The organism is [Bacteroides] pectinophilus (genome assembly GCA_025146925.1).
Classification (GTDB): Bacteria; Bacillota; Clostridia; order Lachnospirales; family Lachnospiraceae; genus Bacteroides_F; species Bacteroides_F pectinophilus.
Genome location: CP102260.1, coordinates 626,156 through 645,175 on the forward strand (window position 1 = coordinate 626,156; position 19,020 = coordinate 645,175).

The following is a 19,020-nucleotide window of genomic DNA, read 5'->3' on the forward strand; positions in this document are numbered from 1 at the left end:
ACACATTTCATTGATAGACTTCAATCTATAAATGAAATGTGTTTTTTGATGAAAGGAGATAATCGGTCATGTATGATGATAATCAAATGAATAATAATGTACCAAGGTTTGATTCGCAGACAGGCGAGCCATTATTTACAGGAGATGTTCAGAATGCACAAGATACGCAGTCTGATACATCAGATACCAATACAGATAGCGCACAGCAGCCATCATATACCTATTACGACGTCAATCCGGTACAGCAGCCACAAAAATCGGCAAGAGAATTGAAGCGTGAACAGAAGGCAATGAAGAAAGCTGCAAAGCACGAACAGAAAAAGCATAACGGCGGCGCAGGATATTTTGCCAAGCTTGTTATATCAGCGGTTATATTCGGCCTTATAGCCGGAGGTGTAATGTTCGGAGTCAACAAAGCGGGTGAGAAGCTCGACGGCAGCACAAGTTCGGCTTCTGATATCCAGATTCCGATGGTGTCTAATCAGGGCAACGGCACAGATGCATCTGTGAATGCAGGAACATCATCAGTTGTGCAGACTGAAGATTCAACAATATCGGCTCCTATGGATGTAAAGGGCATAGTTAAGACAAGTATGCCGTCAATTGTAGCAATCAACGGTGAAGTTACGGTATCATCAGGATATGCATATCCGTTCTCCGGCACACAGAAGTCTAAGACAAGCGGTACCGGAATTATAGTTGGCAAGAATGATACTGAACTTCTTATAGTAACGAATGCGCATGTTGTTGACGGAGTAAGCAATCTTACATGTACATTCACGGATAATGAGCAGGTAAGTGCTACGGTTAAGGGCAGTAAGAGTAATAAGGATATTGCTGTTGTAGCAGTTTCACTTTCATCACTTAAGGAATCAACAGCAAAGAGCATTGCTATCGCAGAGCTTGGAGATTCTGATTCCATAGAACTTGGTGATCAGGTAGTTGCAATAGGTAATGCACTTGGCGAAGGCCAGTCGGTAACAGTCGGCTATGTCAGCGCACTGAACCGTTCAATTGTTGTTGATAATACTGAATATACTAACCTTATAATGACGGATGCAGCAATTAACCCTGGTAACAGTGGAGGTGCATTGCTTAATGCATCTGGCAGGGTAATAGGTATTAACTCAGCAAAGTATTCTTCAGAGGAAGTAGAGGGGATGGGATATGCAATCCCTATTTCATCAATTAAAGATGTCCTTGATACACTGATGAATAAGCAGACAAGACAGAAGGTATCAGGTGATAAGGCTTCATTCTTAGGAATATCAGGTGTTGATGTGACATACTCGATATCTAAGGCTTACGGCTACCCACAGGGTATCCTCCTTCAGAATGTACAGCAGGATTCCCCGGCAGATAAGGCAGGACTTGTTAAGAACGATATCATAACAGGATTTGACGGAGATTCGATATCATCATCCTCAGACCTTAAGGAGAAGATGCAGTATTATGCTTCAGGTGAGAAGGTAACAATCGATTACTATCACATGGAGAATGGCGAGTACAAGCTTAAGAGTGCTGAGGTTACACTTGGACATAACAGTAACTGACAATGATATGAGGGGGCGCTTATGAAAGACGAAAAGATATATTCAATACCTGTTACAGAGGCATTTGAAAAGGATTGCGAATGTCCGGTGTGTGCAATGTATAACAGACTTGAGCAGGATGCTGTGGATTATGCAATGGGACCAAGCTATATGGAGGCAGACATACGTGAAGTTACAGACAGAACGGGATTCTGCCGTAAGCATATAAGGATGGTTGCAGCAAAGGGTAATACATTAGGAATGGCACTTGTGCTTAAGACACATTTTGATAAAGTTATAGATGATGTGAGCAGACTTCAGTCTGAAGGCACAACACCCAAAAAGTCATTATTCCGTAAGGCGGATACAGATAAAGATGCGGTGCCGGAGTATATTGAAACACTTGAGAATTCATGCTTTGTATGTGACAGGGTGGATAAGACATTTGCAAGATATATAGATACAATATTCTATCTGTGGAAGAACAATTCTGAGTTCAGAGACATGTTTGGCAATACCAAGGGATTCTGTACATCGCATTATGCAGAATTGAGGAAGATGGCACCACAGTCACTTGGCAAAGAAGCACCGGAGTTCATTAAGGAGCTTGACAGGCTTTATATGGATAATATGAAGCGGGTAAGGGATGACCTTGAATGGCTGATAAAGAAATTTGATTACAGATATGCCAATGAGCCTGCAGGGAATTCCAAAGACGCCATACCAAGGGCGATAGTTAAGATTAATTCAACAGATATAGATAATCAGAATCTATAGTGTTAATGAATTATAAGATAATATCAGCTAAATAATAAAGCAGTAACAGACATGGGATATACTCATATATTATGTATCTCATGTGTGGTTACTGCTTTTTGTATATATTAATATGCTGCAATAAGCTGCAGACCGACGGTTAATCTTAATTGCTGCCGGTATTAACGTACATGCAGAATATAGAGCATTACCGTACATATTACAAGGCACAGTATAGTTGCCGGGAGAGCATATCTGCAATACTGTCCCCATGTGATGTGGTGGCCGTTTCTTGAAGCTATTGATGTTCCTACTACATTGGCTGATGCTCCTATAGGAGTTGCGTTGCCACCGATATCGGTACCGAGTGCGAGAGTCCAGGCGAGTGTCTCAACAGGTATTCCCTGTGTTATGGCAAGAGCCTTTATTACGGGAACCATGGTTGCTGCAAATGGGATGTTATCTATGATTGCACTTGCCAATGCAGAGAACCATAATATTACACATACCATAACCATGACATGTCCCCCGCTTGCCCGGCTGATAAGGTCAGCAAGCAGGTCAAGGATATGTGTCTGCTCAAGACCGCCTACAACAATGAAAAGCCCGACGAAGAAATATATAGTCTTCCAGTCTATGCCGCGCAGCAGTCCGCCTTTGACATCAACAGATGTGACAAGCGTAAGTACTGCGGCGATTATACCGATTGATGCTACAGTTATGCCTGTCTGTGCATGTGTGACGAGCAGGAATACAACCATCAGGAAAATCATTGTGCTGATCATGAATCCCAGCCTGTTGCTTATGGCTGAAGAAGGATCAGGCATGGCAGAAGAATCGGCCATATGTGAGCCTTCTTTCAGCTTCTTTGCAAAACAGAGATAAAAATATATAATCATGGCAATAAGTGCAATAAGGATGATTATGCCGGTATTAGTAAGGAAATCCATGAATGTAAGTCCGAGAGATGTTCCGATTATAATATTGGGCGGGTCACCGCTCATCGTTGCAGCTCCACCGAGATTGGCACAGAAAATCTCAGGAAGAATCATATATACAGGATTAAACTTAAGAAGGCCGGATAATTCTATAGTTATTGCAGTCAGAAAAAGTACAACCGTTATACTGTCAATAAACATTGATAATACCGCTGATAATACCATAAATGTTATAAAGATGGGAACTATCCGGTATCTGACTGCTTTGGCAAGCCACAGACACAGCCATCTGAAAAATCCTACCTTTCCCATTCCTTCGACAAGAACCATCATTCCAAAGAAAAACAGGATTGTTGACCAGTTAATTCCGGAAGAAGCAGATTCTGAGATGCCCGGAGCATACCAGAATTCGGATGTGGTAAAGCACCGGAGATTAAGTGTATCCAAGATTGCGGATGTGCTGTGCATACATATGCCGAATACGACGATAATCATGGCAGCAGCACCTATGAGAGCCGGAATGTACCGTTCAACTTTGCCGCTGATAATGCAGGCAAACATAGTGATGAAGATAATTACTGCAAAAATCTGACTTACCATTATTTATTACTCCTTTTTTAAAAATAGAAACACAAATTTTATTATAAACTAATTCCTGCCAACTTCAAGTTACAAGTTGCAATCCTGGCGGAAATTGGTAAAATATACATTATGGCACGCACAGGATTTGCGCTGTGCACAAACTTGATATGTGCATAAAACAGTGCAGAACAGGAGGATAGTGTGAAAAACAGATTAATATCTGTTTTTCACACAGCTATTTGTGCCGCAGGCGCCACAAATAGCATTTATCGCAGAGCCAAATCTGACATTTGGCCCGCGATTCCTCCGGCACTTTGTGCCTGCGGAATGGAGGATATTATGGCTTCAAAGGTATATTTTTCATCACAGATTTCAAAGGAACGTATGGTAGATATGTATAAGGCACTTGGTGTCAGTCTTGCGGGAAGTGTAGCTGTTAAGCTTCATTCCGGTGAGGAGGGTAACCAGAATTATCTCAGGCCGGAATTTATGAAAGATATAATAGAATATGTCAATGGAACCGTCGTTGAGTGCAATACCGCTTATGAGGGAGCACGTAACACAACCGAAAAGCATAAAAAGCTTATGAGCAGCCACGGCTGGAGTAAGTACTTTGATGTGGATATTATGGATGCAGACGGACAGATGGAGCTTCCCGTGCCTGAGGGAAAGCAGATTAAGGTCAACTATGTAGGCAGGAATCTTGCAGATTATGATTCGGTACTTGTTCTTTCACATTTTAAGGGACATCCTATGGGAGGCTTCGGAGGAGCACTTAAGAACATTTCAATCGGAATAGCTTCTTCATATGGCAAGGCATACATTCACGGAGCAGGAGAACCTGATAAGATGTGGACAGCTGATCATGACGCATTCCTGGAATCAATGGCTGATGCTGCAAAGTCGGTTATTGATTACGAGAAGGGCAATATGGCATTTATTAATGTTATGTGCAACATGAGTGTAGATTGTGACTGCTGTGCGGTTGCAGAGGATCCATGCATGCAGGATATAGGAATACTTGCAAGCCTTGATCCTGTTGCGCTTGACCAGGCATGTATTGATCTTGTGTATGCATCTGAGGATCCGGGAAGAGATCATCTTACAGAGAGAATAGAATCAAGAAACGGTGTTCATACAATTGAGGCAGCAGCGGCAATTGGCGCAGGCTCAAGGGAGTATGAGCTTATCAACATTGATTAGGTGGTAACAGATGGATAAGATTAAAGAATGTGTTAACTGCGGTGCTGCAATAAGTGCTGAAGATGCAGAATGTCCATACTGCCATTATATGCAGTATGATGCGGCAGAAGCCCGGTACATGGATACTCTTGAGTCAATGAATGACAGTATGGGCAGCCTTGACAGAAATACGCGTAAAATTGCCAGAAAGGACATTGTAAAGAGTGTTCTTATTACTCTGGCAGCTGCAGCAGTATTTGCAGGGATAGGCTCACTGTCAGGAATAGTACATGAAAAAACAGATTCATATTATTACGGAGAGAAGAGCAGGATTGTCAAAGGGCTTGACTGGTATGATGCCAATGCAGATGCTCTGGACAAGGCATATGAGGATAAGGATTTTGCAGGCATTTACAAGATAATCAATGCTGACAGCAAAGGTCCGTATTATAGTATTCTGCATAACTGGGAGCATTACGATATATATCAGATATATACAGGTTCATATGACAGATTTGAGCAGTATATGACTGATGAGGACAGAGACGGGCAGTATGTATTCGAGACACTATACCGTAATGCAATCAGTACGCTTGAAATTGAATATAAAAAAGATTCAGCTGCATCAAAGCTGTATGCCAGGTGCAGTGATGATGAAAAGAAAATTGTTGACGGATGGCTTGCCAACGTAAAGAAATTTCTTAAAGATGATGCGGGACTTACGGAAGAACAGTGCAGGGCTGACTATAATGATCTGTACAGCAGCGGATATATGGATTACTCAAAATCATCAGAATATGCACAGAAGTACTACAATGCTAAGGGAGGAACACAATGAAATGTAAGAATTGCGGAGCACCGCTGAATCTTAATGTGAAGTTCTGCCCTAACTGTGGTACGCCTAATGAAGAGGCGGCGAAGCATATTAAGGATATGGAGAATTACGGCAGAAAGTTTAACCAGACACGTAACCGTGTTGTAGGTAACAGTAAGTGGTTTGTTGAGTATATAGCACCTCTGACATCCATGGCGATTGCAGTTGTTATTTTTGCCGTAAGCTGGGTTGCATCAGCCGACGGCTTTGGATATACGCTTGCTGACGCTGCCAACAGTTCTTATAACAGGAGACATAAGACACAGATACAGAGCACAATGAATGAATACATAGACAGCGGTAAGTATGAGGAAGCGTATTTTGCCAATAGCAGGAGAGAATGGCAGCCTGACTTTGATGATGAGAGAGGCTGGGACAGCTTTTATTCGGTTATGTATGACTATAACCGCCTGCGCAGATGTATCACGGCGGATTTTGATCCGGCACAGGATAATGAATACTTGGCGCAGAATGTATATTCAGGAGCCGCAGAGGCAGTTTATAATATTTTCGATGAGTATGAACGCCTTGACAGGTCTTCATACCGTGTTCCGTCACAAAAATGCAGGGAAGCCGTGGAAAATATCATATCAGATACGAAGCTTTTTCTAAAAGCGTACTGTAATCTTACGGATGATGATATTATAAATCTGCCGTCTTTGGACAGAAATGGTGTATTAACGCTTATTACAGGGAGAATGAATGATGCGCAAAAATAAGGCAGTTAAGATATTAAGGAATACAAAAAAGACAGCGCTGCTCATATATGCGGCTGCATTCATACTTCTTATTGTGGCAGGAGTAAGGGTATCGGGAATTACAAAAGAGGCTGTAAGAGGTAATGACAGACATAAGCCGTATGAATTCTATGAGCTGTACAATGATTTTTCAAATCATGACTATGCACGGCTTCAGGAAAAAGTGCATACCAATATTGCATTAGGTGCCAATCCCGGCAGTGACGAGAAGCAGCTGTATGATTTTGCGTTGAGTTATGAGGCGGCAGTTAACTATTATATGTACACAAAAAACGGAATGAATGACAAGGCACAGGCTTGCAGGACAGACTTTTCGGAGCATGAAGGAGCAATAACGCGTAAGCTGCTGCTTGATGCACTTGAGGATGTTAAGAGTACTTACGGAATATCTTAATAAAATAAATATTTTAAAATTGACATTTTGTGTTATAATAGAACGCGTGCAGTATGAATGAAATTGGAGATAATACATAATGAAGAACAAGATTATTACATTTGGCGAGATAATGCTCCGCCTTACACCTGAGAACAATGACAGATTTGTACAGTGTCATTCATTTGAAGCAGTATACGGAGGTGGAGAGGCTAACACAGCCGTATCACTTTCTAACTTTGGAGTTGACTGTGCGTATGTAACCAAGCTCCCTGAGAACGGAATAGGTCAGAGTGCTGTTAATTCACTTCGTCAGTATGGCGTTGATATTAGTAACATTGTACGTGGAGGAGAACAGATTGGTATCTACTTCCTTGAGAAGAAGACGAGCCAGCGTCCTTCTAACGTAGTATATAACAGAAGCGGTTCAGCCATTGCACTTGCAACTGATGCTGATTTTGACTGGGATAAGATATTTGAAGGAGTTACATGGTTCCATTTTTCAGGAATTACTCCTGCAATCAGCGATAATCTTGCCGGAATATGTCTTAAAGCATGTAAGATTGCCAAGGAAAAGAACATTACAGTAAGCTGTGACCTTAACTACAGAAGTAAGCTGTGGAGCGGTGAGAAGGCTAATGAGGTAATGTCTGAGATCTGTAAGTATGTTGATATCTGTATCGCCAATGAGGATGATGCAGTAGGAATATTCCAGATTAATCCGGGTCCTGAGGTTGCCAACCGCAACGAGTACATAGCAGAAGAACTTATGAAGAGATTCCCGTTCAAGATGGTAGCTTCGGTATGGCGTACAGAGAAGTCAATAACAACATTTGAGCTTCAGGCAATGGTATATACAGATGGCAGGGCATATTACAGCAAGCCATATTATATGGATATCCTTGACTATATCGGTGCCGGAGACGCATATTGTGCAGGTCTTATCTATGCATATATACAGAACTATGAGCCACAGAAGATGGTAGAGTTTGCTAACGCTGCAAGCTGTCTGAAGCACACAGTAAGCGGTGACTTCAACCTTGTAACGGCAGATGAAGTATACAGACTTGCTTTCTCGGAGAGCGGCAACGAGGTGCAGAGATAATCAGTATAGTGCTGATTAAGAGATATTAATAATTAAAATCCCACAGGCCCAATGATTGTAATGATTATGCGTAAGTGCTTAATCAAAGCAATCAGAGTCTGTGGGATTATTAGTCTGTAGTATGGAGCCAATGGATTCCCCGGATGTTATCTGCGCCGCTTACCTATGTGGACTTCGGGAATGGCAACTCCTTCATAACTGACTTCATGCTCTTTGGATTCATCACAGTCCATAAAAACATCATCAGTGACAGCCGCATCATCTGAAGAGCTATCCGGTGTAATGCTGCTATCTGCCGTCTCATCCTGTCCGGTGTGGACTTCAGGAATTGCCAGATTATCATATGTAAGATTAAAGTCTTTCTTTTCACGTCTTTTTTTACCGAACATAAATCATTCCCCCAAATCTGTAATTATTAATTATAGAATATTAATGAAAAATGTTATAGCAAGGCTGTTAAGGAAATCTGCAAAAAGGCTTCCGACAAGGGGTATCAGAAGATAAGCCTTGACAGAAGGGACATATTTGTCACAGAGTGCCTGCATATTAGCCATGGCGTTAGGGGTTGCTCCCATACCGAAGCCACATGTCCCCGCAACGAGCACTGCTGCATCGTAATCCCTGCCCATAATATAGAATTCAATAAAATATGTAAACAGACATATAAGAATTACCTGGGCACCAAGGAGAATCACAAGTGGCAGGGCAAGTGAAGCCAGCTGCCACAGCTTAAGCGTAATCATAGCCATTCCAAGGAAAAGTGAGAGAGATATACCACCTATGTCATTAATCTCACCCATGTGAATAGATACCTTGCCGGTATATTCTGCAATATTGCGTATAAGTGCAGCTGCAAGCATCGCACCTATATATATCGGAAATGTAAGTCCTGTCTTGGTAAGCATCCATGAGAATATTGTTCCAAGTCCGATGGCGAGGATAAGCTGGAATACTGCTGAAGCAAACATATTCGGATGTCTTGCGTGCTTTTTCTCATCCTCGACCAGAAGACTGTCATCCTCAGAAATTGCAGTCTCAAGAAGATTCTTCTTCTCAATAAGGCGTTTGCCGAGAGGACCGCCTACAAGGCTTCCGGATATAAGTCCGAAGGTCGCTGCGGCTGTACATATTGTAGCCGCACCCTGTACATTGAAATCTTCAAGGACAGGACCGAAGGCTCCGGCAGTTCCGTGACCGCCGACCATGGGAATCGAACCTGTGCACATTCCTATAAGAGGGTTAAGCCCGAGAAGCTTGGACAGTCCTATTGCCAGCAGATTCTGCGAGATAATTAATGCCATAACAAGGGCAAGGAATATTGCGAGCGACTTACCACCCTTCTTAAGCACCTTAAGATTTGCCTGAAAGCCTACAGATGTAAAGAAGAATACCATACAGACTTCCTTGAGTACATCATCAAAAGAAAATTCAGCTATTCCCGTGCTGTAGCATATGCATGTGAATATTGCAAACAGAAGACCGCCTACAACGGGTGCCGGAATACAGAATTTTTCGAGAAAATGTATCCTGCGTCTTAAAAAGCTTCCAAGCATGAGAACCAGTACAGCGAGTGCGAGCGTCTGGTACATATCTAAACGTATTTCCATATTTTATAAACCTTACTTCCTAATTACTATTTTAATTCTGTATAAATGCTTTATCATTCTGTTGCAACAGTTATTCCCTGCTGTGCATAATATTCGGCGGCACCGGGATGAAACGGTATCGCAATGCCATCTGTTGCCGAATTCAGGCTGATGTGAAGATCAAGAGGTGTCGCATACTGCAGCTCATGAATATTATCAAACAGCATAGAAGTAAGTTCCCTGACTGTCTCATTGGACAGGCTGTCAGAAGCAAGCAGTACAGACTGGACACCGACGGTATTGATATCTTCTGTCTGCCCCTGGTATGTTCCGGCAGGAATAGTGACTTTGGTGTAACACGGATATGCAGATATCAGCTTTGCCACACACTTGTCATCAAGACTGATTATCCTGATATCATATTCCTTGGTCAGCTCACCTATCATAGTTGTTGCAAGACCGGCAGTACAGAAGAATGCATCGATTTTCCCTTCGGCAAGCTGCTTAGCCTCGTCAGTATAGTCAAGATTAACAGTATTAACAAGACCGAATGAAAGACCGTTGGATTCAAGAATCTGTTTTGCATTAAGCTCAGTTCCCGATTCGGTTGCGCCGATGCTTACATTCTTGCCTATGAGGTCATCAACGGAATATATATCGCTGTCTCTGCCGACGATAATCTGGCATGCCTCCGTATACAGAGCTGCAACGGCGCCATAGCCTTTGTACCTTGTTCCGTCGAATGAACCGGATCCGTTATAGGCGTCCTGAATAAGATCTGCCTGAGCAATTCCAAGCTCAATGTACTTTCCTGAGAGAAGCCGGATATTAGCTGCGGAGCCTGCTGTATTCTTAACTTCAAATGTCATGTCGGGCTTATCTTTGGCTGCGATACCTGTGAAAGAGCTTGCAAATGAATAGTACATTCCACCTATATCAGCAGAACCGAACCGTATGTTTTTCTGTCGGCTGTCACAGCCGGCAAGTGAAGCGATAATCACAGTCAGACATAACATAATACATATACTTTTTTTCATGGTTATCCCCATTTCTGTTGAATTCATTATAAAGAAAAAAGGAAAGTGCCTGTAATATACAGAATACCTTTCCCCTTTACCACAATAATTTTATCATACGAATATATATTTTTCAATAATCAAAGGTTGTATTAATTATGCAAAAGTTGCATAATGTATAGAATATAAGGGATTATTAATTTGGATGCGACAGGTATCTGATGGAGGATAAATAATGGAAAATTATCAGGAACAGTGTAATTCCGAACTTCGGAATCAGGAGATAAAATCAAACATGCGTACACTGACAGGATTTATGTGGATGATGATTGCAATAACATTAATGTGGCTGTTGACGCTTGTACGTTTTTTTGATGTTAATGCAGAAGTATTTTCTAAGGCATATATAATGTCTGCAATTCTGCTTATACCGATTGTATACATATATTTCAGATCGGATATATCAAAGCCGTGGGTAAAGTATTTTCTTATAGCGTCAATATGCATTATATCAGCGATAATAGCATCATTTCTTACATTCCATGTAGTACTGGTATATGTATTTCCGCTTCTGCTTGCAGTACAGTACAGAGAGAGAAAGGTACTGTGGGCAGCTCTTATAATGGATATTACAGGTGTTGTGATAAGTTCATTAACAGGGTACTATTACGGATTATGTGACCTTAATCTTTTATTTCAGAGCAACCATACATTAAGCTGGTATCTTGGAATTATGAATGAGGGGCATATAATTATACCTTTTAATGAGAATATAAACTTTATACTGCTTGTGTATGAGGCGCTTCCACGTTCATTTATACTGTTTATATTCACAATCATGTTAAGATATTCGGTTATCACAAGCCATGAGGATGCAATAAGGATAGCAGACCTTACATACCATAAGGATACTGACTTAAGAACCAAGCTGTTCAATAAGAATAAGTATGAAGAGATGGTAAAAGGCTATTATCCGTCAGTAAAGCGTGTCGCAGTAATATTCTGGGATATTAACAATCTTAAGAAGACTAATGATTCGTTCGGACATGCCATGGGTGATGCACTTATTGAGACGATGGCACTGCGGCTGTACGAACAGTCAGACAGCAGAAAATGCACGTACAGGGTTGGCGGAGACGAATTTGTAATGATAATTGAGAATCCCAAGCCTGATGAAGCAGAGGAGGTTATACAAAAAGTAAAGACAAGCCTTGAGCAGTGCAGGGCCGCAGGAGGCATTTATGTATCGAGCGCGGTCGGATGTGAAGAGGGCTTTGGATCTGATATTGAACTTGTAATTAAGGCGGCAGATAAGAATATGTATGATAATAAAAGGAGCAGCAGGGAGGGCAGGGACTGATAATGACAGGTTATGTATGTATTGCCGGAATCGGGCTGGCTGTTATGTTTTTTGCTGCTCTGATTATTACAGCATATTATATATATCGCGGCGTATTTGTGTATCCGGAATCTGAGCGTGATGAGCCTGATTATATCCCTGACAGCGCATTATATCATGGAATGGAGTCTGACCTTGCCGGATGTATGAAGAATATGAAAAATGATTCTTCAAAAGAACTCTCGGTGATGTCTTATGACGGACTCAGGCTCTGCGGCAGGTTGTATGAAGGAGATGCGGATGCGCCTGTTGTGATATTTTTCCATGGATATCATGGAACATATATGCGTGACGGATATGGAATGTTCAGATTCTGCAGGGAACACGGATACAGAATTCTTCTCGTCGATGAGCGCGCACATGGGAAAAGTGATGGTGACACAATTACATTTGGAATTAAGGAAATGCATGACTGTATAAGCTGGATAAAGCTGGTGGATAATATGTACACGGAAAATGCCGGCATAATTATAGCAGGTGTATCGATGGGGGCGTCTGCCGTACTTATGGCAGCAGGGTACAAAGAAGGTACAGCTATTCCAAAGAGTGTTATTGCAGTTATAGCTGACTGTGCATTTACTTCTGTGCGTGACATTATAAAAAGCATGTGCCAAAAATTGCATTACCCGGTGCATATATCATATGCACTCGCATGGCTTGGTGCACTGGTATTCGGACATATGAATATAAGCAGCACGGCTGTGGCGTCTGCTGAGGCGGCGGTGAGTGGTATAAGAATACCGGTGCTTTTCATTCATGGAAGTAACGATTCAGTAGTACCTTCTTCTATGTGTGACAGGTTGTATAATGCGTGTACGGCTTACAAAAAGCAGCTTGTTATCAGCGGTGCGGATCATGCGGTTAATGCATTGACTGCCTATAATGCATATGCGGATGCTGTCGGTGAATTTATAAAAAAGTGCGGAAAGGGATATTATAATGAAAAATCTGAAGATTAAAAGTGCTGTCATAACTGCAGTGACAGCTATTGTAGTTGCCACTGCGTCATTTGGTCTGTATACGGCTTGGTATTATCACGATGATGAGGCTGCGGCAGCTTATATCGCAAAGCCTACAGAGCAGTCTGCAGATGATGATGACGATGATGATGGCACCATAGGCAGATCACCTCTTATAGACACTCTCAATCAGAACTTTAAGGTGCAGCTCCCTGTATATCGCGATGGGAGCACAACGGCAGTGAAGGAAGTTGGCAAGGGCTGCAGTATAGCATTTGATGATTACAGTGATGAATATTTTTATTACGCTCCCGCTGATGGGGCTATTGTTTTCTATACACCGGTATTCGGAGCAAAAACGGCTAACACAAAGTACACCCGTTCTGAACTCAGGGAGATAAGCGGCAGCAGTACCAGAGATAACTGGGGCTGGGATGGGAAGCATACACTTGTGACAACAGAGTCTGTAACTAAGATTCCCGCAAATGGCAAAGTTATGGTGTGTCAGGTGCATGCAATCCAGACAGACGGCGGGAACGGACCGGTTCCGGTAAAAGTTATCTATGAAGGCAATGCAGAGCGGATTGTCGTAAGTTTTACAATATCTCCGGCGGGAAAGGCTGCTGACAGATACTATTTTGATAATGTAAAGATTGGACAAAAATTTACGACAGCTATCGATATAACAGATGGCAGGGCTATGGTTACAATAGAAAGCAATGGTGAAAAGAAAAGCTTTGAACATGATTTTAAGTCTCAGTATGAGAATTATGCTGCATGGTCAGAGTATCTTAATTACTTCAAGGCGGGGAATTATATTCAGGATGATTCGGACAGCAGCGACGGTGCAGCTTCAGAAGTAAGGATGTATGACATAGCGGTATCCCACCGGTAATGCCTGTCAGTCATTGGCATGTACCGGAAGAATTGCGCTGATTCTGGCTTTGAATCTGAATTTTTTGTCAATCAGTGAACCGATAATGCCGATTCCCTTGCCCATTGTGAATGCAGCGAGAACCGTTCCAATTCCGAGCCCTTCGATATGTCTCAGGCAATATCCGGTGAGTACGGCAGTTACAATAAGACATGTAACGTCAAAAGTAATCTTAATCTTTGAATAGCTGACTGATATAATATCGGACAGCTCACGTGGAAACAGGTCAGTTGGCGTTATCGGAAGTCCGCATCTGTTGGCAAGTGCAATTCCTATGCAAAGCAGCACATAACTTACTGCAAAATATGCAATTCTCCATGGAATTGTGTAAGGCAGAATCCCAATCCACAGTTCGTGAACATCAAGGAGCTCTCCAAAAGCGAATCCCACAACAAAACTGAACAGATATTGCGGAACAAATCGTCTGCGCAGAAGCATCAGACAGAGCACAAGGGTACCCTGAAAAATATATGTCCAGGTGCCAAGAGATACATGTGAAAAAACTCTTGAAAATGCATATGGCACACTTGAAATTGCTGAAATGCCGGCACCTGAATATAACATAAGAACCACACCGAAACTGTTGATAATAACAGAGATAATAAGAGTAAGTTCACCACTAATTGTGTGATAATTCCGTTCCGATAATTCTGAAATCATAATATTATATATTCTCCATTCTGCAGTCACAATCACTGCCAATATATTACACAACCTCACTAAATCTATAACTGAAACTGCTATTAATCAAATGAATAATTTTTATGAAACTATAGATTGAGTCTATTAAAATGCTGTATAATGAAAATAACAGATGAATACATATAACCATGAGGTAACAATCAATGAATCTTTTTTACCTGAAATATTTTGTTGAGCTTGCACATGTCAGACATTATACGAAGGCAGCACAGAATCTTTGCATAACGCAGCCGAGTCTCAGCCATGCGATAGCACAGCTTGAAAATGAGCTTGGGGTGCCGTTGTTTGAAAAGAATGGACGCAATACGACACTCACAAGATTCGGCAGGGAATTCCTTGTATGTGCGGAGAATACTCTAGCAACACTTGATTCGGGGGTTAAGGCGGCAAGAAGAAGTGCTGCCGGCGAAGGGCTGATAAGACTTGGATTCGTCAGACCTGCCGGAGTTGAATATGTGCCGCGGCTTGCAAGAGAATTCCTTGAAAAAAACAGTGGCAGTGATATACATTTTACATTTGATACAGGACCTACGGTAACACTTCTTGATGATCTGAAGAGAGGGAGATATGATGTTGTATTCTGTTCGGAGCCCTTTGGAGAGACGCAGCTTACGGCGGTGCCGGTAAGTAATCAGGAACTTGTGCTCATAACACTGGCAGAGCATCCGCTTGCCAACAAAAAGAGCATTAATCTTGATGAGGCGCTTGAATATCCGATGATATATTTTACAAGAGAATCCGGAATGCGTGCGGTTGTTGAGGAATTATTTGAAAAGACAGGGAAAAGTCCGAAGATAGCATATGAGACGCAGGAGGACCAGGTTATTGCCGGACTTGTTGCTAATGGATTCGGAATAGCGGTTGTGCCTTATATGGAGCTTTTGCACAGGCTTGGTGTAAGTATTATAAAGATTGCAAAGCCGCAGTACAGCAGAAAAATATACATGGTTACGGACAGCAGCATATATATGCCCCCTGTAGTAGAAAAATTTTGTGAATATGTAAAAATGTATTGACATTGAGTGGACTCTAAGGAAAAGAGCAATGTAAAGTGCTGAAAAATATAATAATTGTATAATGCAGAAGAACATCCATAATTCACGCAATAGTAATTATGGTTGTTTTTTTTCTTACAAATATTGGAATTTGTTTGAATATTGTGATAAAATTATTATAAATTTACAACTGAATATTGATGCTATGCATTATTGGCACACATAAGAGCTGGTGCTGATGCATCAGGGGATTGGAGGTAAGTATGAAACATAAGAGGTTATCAGGTCTGCTTGCACTGCTGATGTGCAGTGTGCTTATGGCAGGCTGTGCAGGTACGGCAGCAATTGATGATTATGCTGTTAATGAGGGATACGAACTGAAAGTGAGCAGTTCCGGAGCAGGTAATAAGGCCGGATCCGGCAAGAGTACACCGGGGATATCAAAGGATAAGATTAAAGTAGGAGTAATCCACCTGTCTGATCCGGCAGAAGGCAGTGGTTATACATATACCCATGATATAGGCATACAGGGCATGCAGCAGAATCTCGGACTTTCAGATTCACAGATTGTAAGAAAGAATAATATAAGTGATACTGATGCTGATGCGACACGCACCGCAATAAAAGAGTGCATAGATGCCGGCTGTAATATAATATTTACAACAAGCTGGGGATATATGCAGGCAACGGCTGAGATGGCAGAAGAGTATCCAGATGTATATTTCTCGCATGGAACCGGATATATGAGTAATGGCAGGAACTTTAATAACTATTTTGGAAGAATATATCAGGCAAGATATCTTAGCGGAATAGTTGCCGGAATGAATACAATGACGAACAGAATTGGATATGTTGCTGCAATGGGTTCGGACAGTGCAGAGGTGACAGGTGGAATAGATGCATTTGCACTTGGAATATATTCGGTTAATCCTGATGCGAAGGTGTATGTAAAGGTAACTAACAGCTGGTTTGATCCACAGGGAGAGGAAGCAGCTGCAAGAACACTGCTTAATATGAACTGTGATGTTATTGCACAGCATTGCGACACTGTATATCCACAGACACTTGCACAGGAAAAGGGGGTATACAGCATAGGATATAATTCAGATATGAGCAAAGAGGCCCCGGATGCGTGCCTCTGCAGTGTAACATGGAACTGGAGTGCGTATTATACATCTGCCGTACAGAGCGTAATTGATGGAACGTGGGATGGCAGCAATTATTATGGAGGAATGAACGAGAATCTTGTAAGTATTACATCAGTTGCGAGCTTTGCGGCACCGGGCACACAGGAGAAGGTGAATGAGGCAAAGCAGCAGATTCTTGCCGGTAAGAACGGAGTATTTGACGGTGTTATTGAGACTAATACCGGAGCAACTGTGGGAACGGCAGGTAAGACACTTGATGATTCGACGATAACAGGCAGAATTAACTGGTATTTTAAGACAGTAAGCGTTGTTGAATGATTTGACGGGGTGAACGTGCGGCATGCTTTGATTGGCAGGGGTGCCGCAGAATGGAGAGGAAAATGAGTATAAAAAAGAAAATACTTGCTATGACAATTGGTCCGGTCTTAATTCTGGGACTTATATCGGTTTCATTTACACTGACAATGGTAAAAAGCGCAATGACAGATGAGATACAGGATGCGCTTAAGGGAACTGCAGCGGCAACGCTTGCTGCATATGACCAGAATGCAGGCGATTATATACAGGCAAGTAATGGAGACATATGGAAGGGAAGTTATAATATCTCCAAGTCGGAGAGTCTTGTAGATGGAATCAAAGAGAATACGGGAATGGATGTAACATTCTTTTACGGAAGCCAGAGGATAATGACCTCGGCAAAGGATGGGAATGGTGACAGACTGCTTGGTTCTCCTGCAGGAGAAGTTATTATTGAAAATGTCCTTAATAAAGGCGGGAGTTATTTCAGCAAAAATGTATCACTTAACGGGACACTTAACTATGGATATTTTACACCTGTATACCAGAATGGAAGCAGTACTGATATCGTAGGAATGGTATTTGTCGGAACGGATAAGGAACAGAAGAATGCGGTAATAAACCATATAATGCTTACGATAGGCGTAGCTGTATGTGTTGTTATGATTATATGTGCCGGTGCAGGCATTAAGATGTCATCTGCAATGAGCAGAAGTATCAGAACGAGCATAGGAGTTGTTGAGAAGGTTGCAGGAGGCAATCTGGATGTGTTGGTTGATGATAAGCTGCTTAACAGAAAAGATGAGATCGGAGATCTTTCTAAGGTTACAATAAAGCTTCGGGATGCAATGAAGACAGTTATCATGGATATATCAGCGAATGCAAATGCACTTCTTAATGCGGGAACTGACCTCAAGTCTGTAGCAGATAAGACCAATGGAACAATGGAGCAGGTAAGATCAGCGGTGACGATGATTGTTGACAATTCAAGTGAACAGGCCAGAAATTCACAGAGCACTTCAGAGCATATGAAGATTATGGGCGAGAATATAACTGAGACATCAGGCGAGGTCGATATGCTTGATAACAATGCAGCGTCAATGCAGCAGTCAAGTGAGAAAGCATCAGAGACACTTGAAAAGCTGAGAATAATTAACACTGACGTAGAACGTATTATAAACGATGTCAAAGAACAGACCATAAGAACGAATAATTCAGTCCAGAAGATACAGGACGCAACTTCATTTATATCATCAATTGCAGAAGAGACGAATCTTCTCAGCCTTAATGCTTCAATAGAAGCAGCAAGGGCAGGAGAGAGTGGTCGTGGATTTGCAGTCGTTGCAGAACAGATTAAGAAGCTTGCGGAACAGTCTAATACATCAAGCCAGGAGATAGATGATACGGCAAGAATTCTTATGGAGGATTCAACGAAGGCGGTTGAACTCATGAAGCAGATGCAGGATATAATGGTAAGCCAGAGTGCAAGCATGGAAGAGACACAGGCTGTTGTTGCCGGTGTACTTGCAGAGATTGAAAGCTCCATGAAGAGTATTGAGCTTATAAAGACCAGCACTCATAAGCTTGAAGCATCACGTAATAAGGTGGTGTCAGCAGTTGATGAGCTTTCAGAGATTGCACAGAATAATGTCGAAGGTACCAAAAAGACGCATCAGGAGACCGAGGAAGTGGCAGATACATTCAGACAGGTGTCAGATAGCGCTGAAAAGCTGAGAGAGATAGCAGGGCAGCTGGCAGACAGTATAGATTATTTTAAGATATAAATATAATATTGATAAAACTAAAAACAGATGCACTGTGTTATATAATCAACGGTGCATCTGTTTTAGTTTGCTTAAATTACGCAATATCAGCATAGAACTT

Annotated in this window: 18 protein-coding genes; 13 read left to right on the forward strand and 5 right to left on the reverse strand. The window is 41.9% G+C overall.

Annotated elements, in window-relative coordinates:
* Positions 1-68: 68 nt before the first annotated feature.
* Positions 69-1,553 carry a trypsin-like peptidase domain-containing protein gene (locus tag NQ488_02920; GenBank protein UWN96279.1) on the forward strand — a complete coding sequence of 495 codons (1,485 nt, stop codon included), beginning with the start codon at positions 69-71 and terminating at the stop codon, positions 1,551-1,553.
* 21 nt (positions 1,554-1,574) lie between these two features.
* Positions 1,575-2,309 (forward strand): DUF6062 family protein, encoded by a 735-nt coding sequence (locus NQ488_02925; GenBank protein UWN96280.1) that lies wholly within the window; start codon positions 1,575-1,577, stop codon positions 2,307-2,309.
* Between the two features lie 161 nt (positions 2,310-2,470).
* On the opposite strand, the gene NQ488_02930 is transcribed toward NQ488_02925, so the two are convergent.
* A complete protein-coding gene (locus NQ488_02930) occupies positions 2,471-3,829 on the reverse strand; it encodes an SLC13 family permease (protein ID UWN97090.1) in 1,359 nt (452 codons plus the stop codon).
* 318 nt (positions 3,830-4,147) lie between these two features.
* Between NQ488_02930 and NQ488_02935 the strand changes: the two genes are divergently transcribed.
* From NQ488_02935 to NQ488_02955, 5 genes are all read left to right on the forward strand, one after another.
* Positions 4,148-5,011, forward strand: coding sequence for a DUF362 domain-containing protein (locus NQ488_02935; protein UWN96281.1), 864 nt, complete (start codon positions 4,148-4,150; stop codon positions 5,009-5,011).
* Between the two features lie 10 nt (positions 5,012-5,021).
* Positions 5,022-5,828, forward strand: a complete 807-nt coding sequence (locus tag NQ488_02940; protein UWN96282.1) for a hypothetical protein — start codon at positions 5,022-5,024, stop codon at positions 5,826-5,828.
* The gene (locus tag NQ488_02945) at positions 5,825-6,583 is read left to right on the forward strand and encodes a zinc-ribbon domain-containing protein (protein UWN96283.1); all 759 of its coding nucleotides are present in this window, start codon (positions 5,825-5,827) and stop codon (positions 6,581-6,583) included. The genes NQ488_02940 and NQ488_02945 overlap by 4 nt, the downstream gene beginning before the upstream one ends.
* Entirely contained in the window at positions 6,567-7,016 is a 450-nt protein-coding gene (locus NQ488_02950; protein ID UWN96284.1) for a hypothetical protein, read from the forward strand. Before NQ488_02945 ends, NQ488_02950 begins: the two co-directional genes overlap by 17 nt.
* Positions 7,017-7,095: 79 nt before the next feature.
* Complete coding sequence (locus NQ488_02955; protein ID UWN96285.1) at positions 7,096-8,100, forward strand: sugar kinase; 1,005 nt, start codon at positions 7,096-7,098, stop codon at positions 8,098-8,100.
* Positions 8,101-8,246: 146 nt separating this feature from the next.
* Here the strand turns inward: NQ488_02955 and NQ488_02960 are convergent, their stop codons facing one another.
* Genes NQ488_02960 through NQ488_02970 form a run of 3 tightly spaced genes read right to left on the reverse strand, consistent with a single transcriptional unit; the run spans position 8,247 to position 10,723 of the window.
* On the reverse strand, positions 8,247-8,489 hold the full coding sequence (locus tag NQ488_02960; protein UWN96286.1) for a hypothetical protein: 243 nt from the start codon (positions 8,487-8,489) through the stop codon (positions 8,247-8,249).
* A 30-nt stretch (positions 8,490-8,519) separates the two neighbouring features.
* A complete protein-coding gene (gene gltS, locus NQ488_02965) occupies positions 8,520-9,707 on the reverse strand; it encodes a sodium/glutamate symporter (GenBank protein UWN96287.1) in 1,188 nt (395 codons plus the stop codon).
* Between the two features lie 53 nt (positions 9,708-9,760).
* A complete protein-coding gene (locus NQ488_02970; protein ID UWN96288.1) occupies positions 9,761-10,723 on the reverse strand; it encodes a TAXI family TRAP transporter solute-binding subunit in 963 nt (320 codons plus the stop codon).
* Positions 10,724-10,937: 214 nt separating this feature from the next.
* Between NQ488_02970 and NQ488_02975 the strand changes: the two genes are divergently transcribed.
* From NQ488_02975 to NQ488_02985, 3 genes are read left to right on the forward strand one after another with little or no spacing between them, the layout of a single operon-like run.
* A complete protein-coding gene (locus tag NQ488_02975; protein ID UWN96289.1) occupies positions 10,938-12,062 on the forward strand; it encodes a GGDEF domain-containing protein in 1,125 nt (374 codons plus the stop codon).
* Positions 12,063-12,064: 2 nt separating this feature from the next.
* Positions 12,065-13,060 (forward strand): alpha/beta hydrolase, encoded by a 996-nt coding sequence (locus NQ488_02980; GenBank protein UWN96290.1) that lies wholly within the window; start codon positions 12,065-12,067, stop codon positions 13,058-13,060.
* The gene (locus tag NQ488_02985; protein ID UWN96291.1) at positions 13,041-13,955 is read left to right on the forward strand and encodes a polysaccharide lyase family 7 protein; all 915 of its coding nucleotides are present in this window, start codon (positions 13,041-13,043) and stop codon (positions 13,953-13,955) included. Before NQ488_02980 ends, NQ488_02985 begins: the two co-directional genes overlap by 20 nt.
* Before the next feature lie 6 nt (positions 13,956-13,961).
* On the opposite strand, the gene NQ488_02990 is transcribed toward NQ488_02985, so the two are convergent.
* A complete protein-coding gene (locus tag NQ488_02990) occupies positions 13,962-14,654 on the reverse strand; it encodes a DUF6198 family protein (protein UWN96292.1) in 693 nt (230 codons plus the stop codon).
* Positions 14,655-14,839: 185 nt separating this feature from the next.
* Between NQ488_02990 and NQ488_02995 the strand changes: the two genes are divergently transcribed.
* The 3 genes from NQ488_02995 to NQ488_03005 all read left to right on the forward strand — a co-directional run bounded on the left by NQ488_02995 (position 14,840) and on the right by NQ488_03005 (position 18,920).
* Positions 14,840-15,712 (forward strand): LysR family transcriptional regulator, encoded by an 873-nt coding sequence (locus tag NQ488_02995; GenBank protein UWN96293.1) that lies wholly within the window; start codon positions 14,840-14,842, stop codon positions 15,710-15,712.
* 242 nt (positions 15,713-15,954) lie between these two features.
* The gene (locus NQ488_03000) at positions 15,955-17,157 is read left to right on the forward strand and encodes a BMP family ABC transporter substrate-binding protein (protein ID UWN96294.1); all 1,203 of its coding nucleotides are present in this window, start codon (positions 15,955-15,957) and stop codon (positions 17,155-17,157) included.
* A gap of 62 nt (positions 17,158-17,219) precedes the next feature.
* Positions 17,220-18,920 carry a methyl-accepting chemotaxis protein gene (locus NQ488_03005; protein UWN96295.1) on the forward strand — a complete coding sequence of 567 codons (1,701 nt, stop codon included), beginning with the start codon at positions 17,220-17,222 and terminating at the stop codon, positions 18,918-18,920.
* Positions 18,921-19,020: the final 100 nt, after the last annotated feature.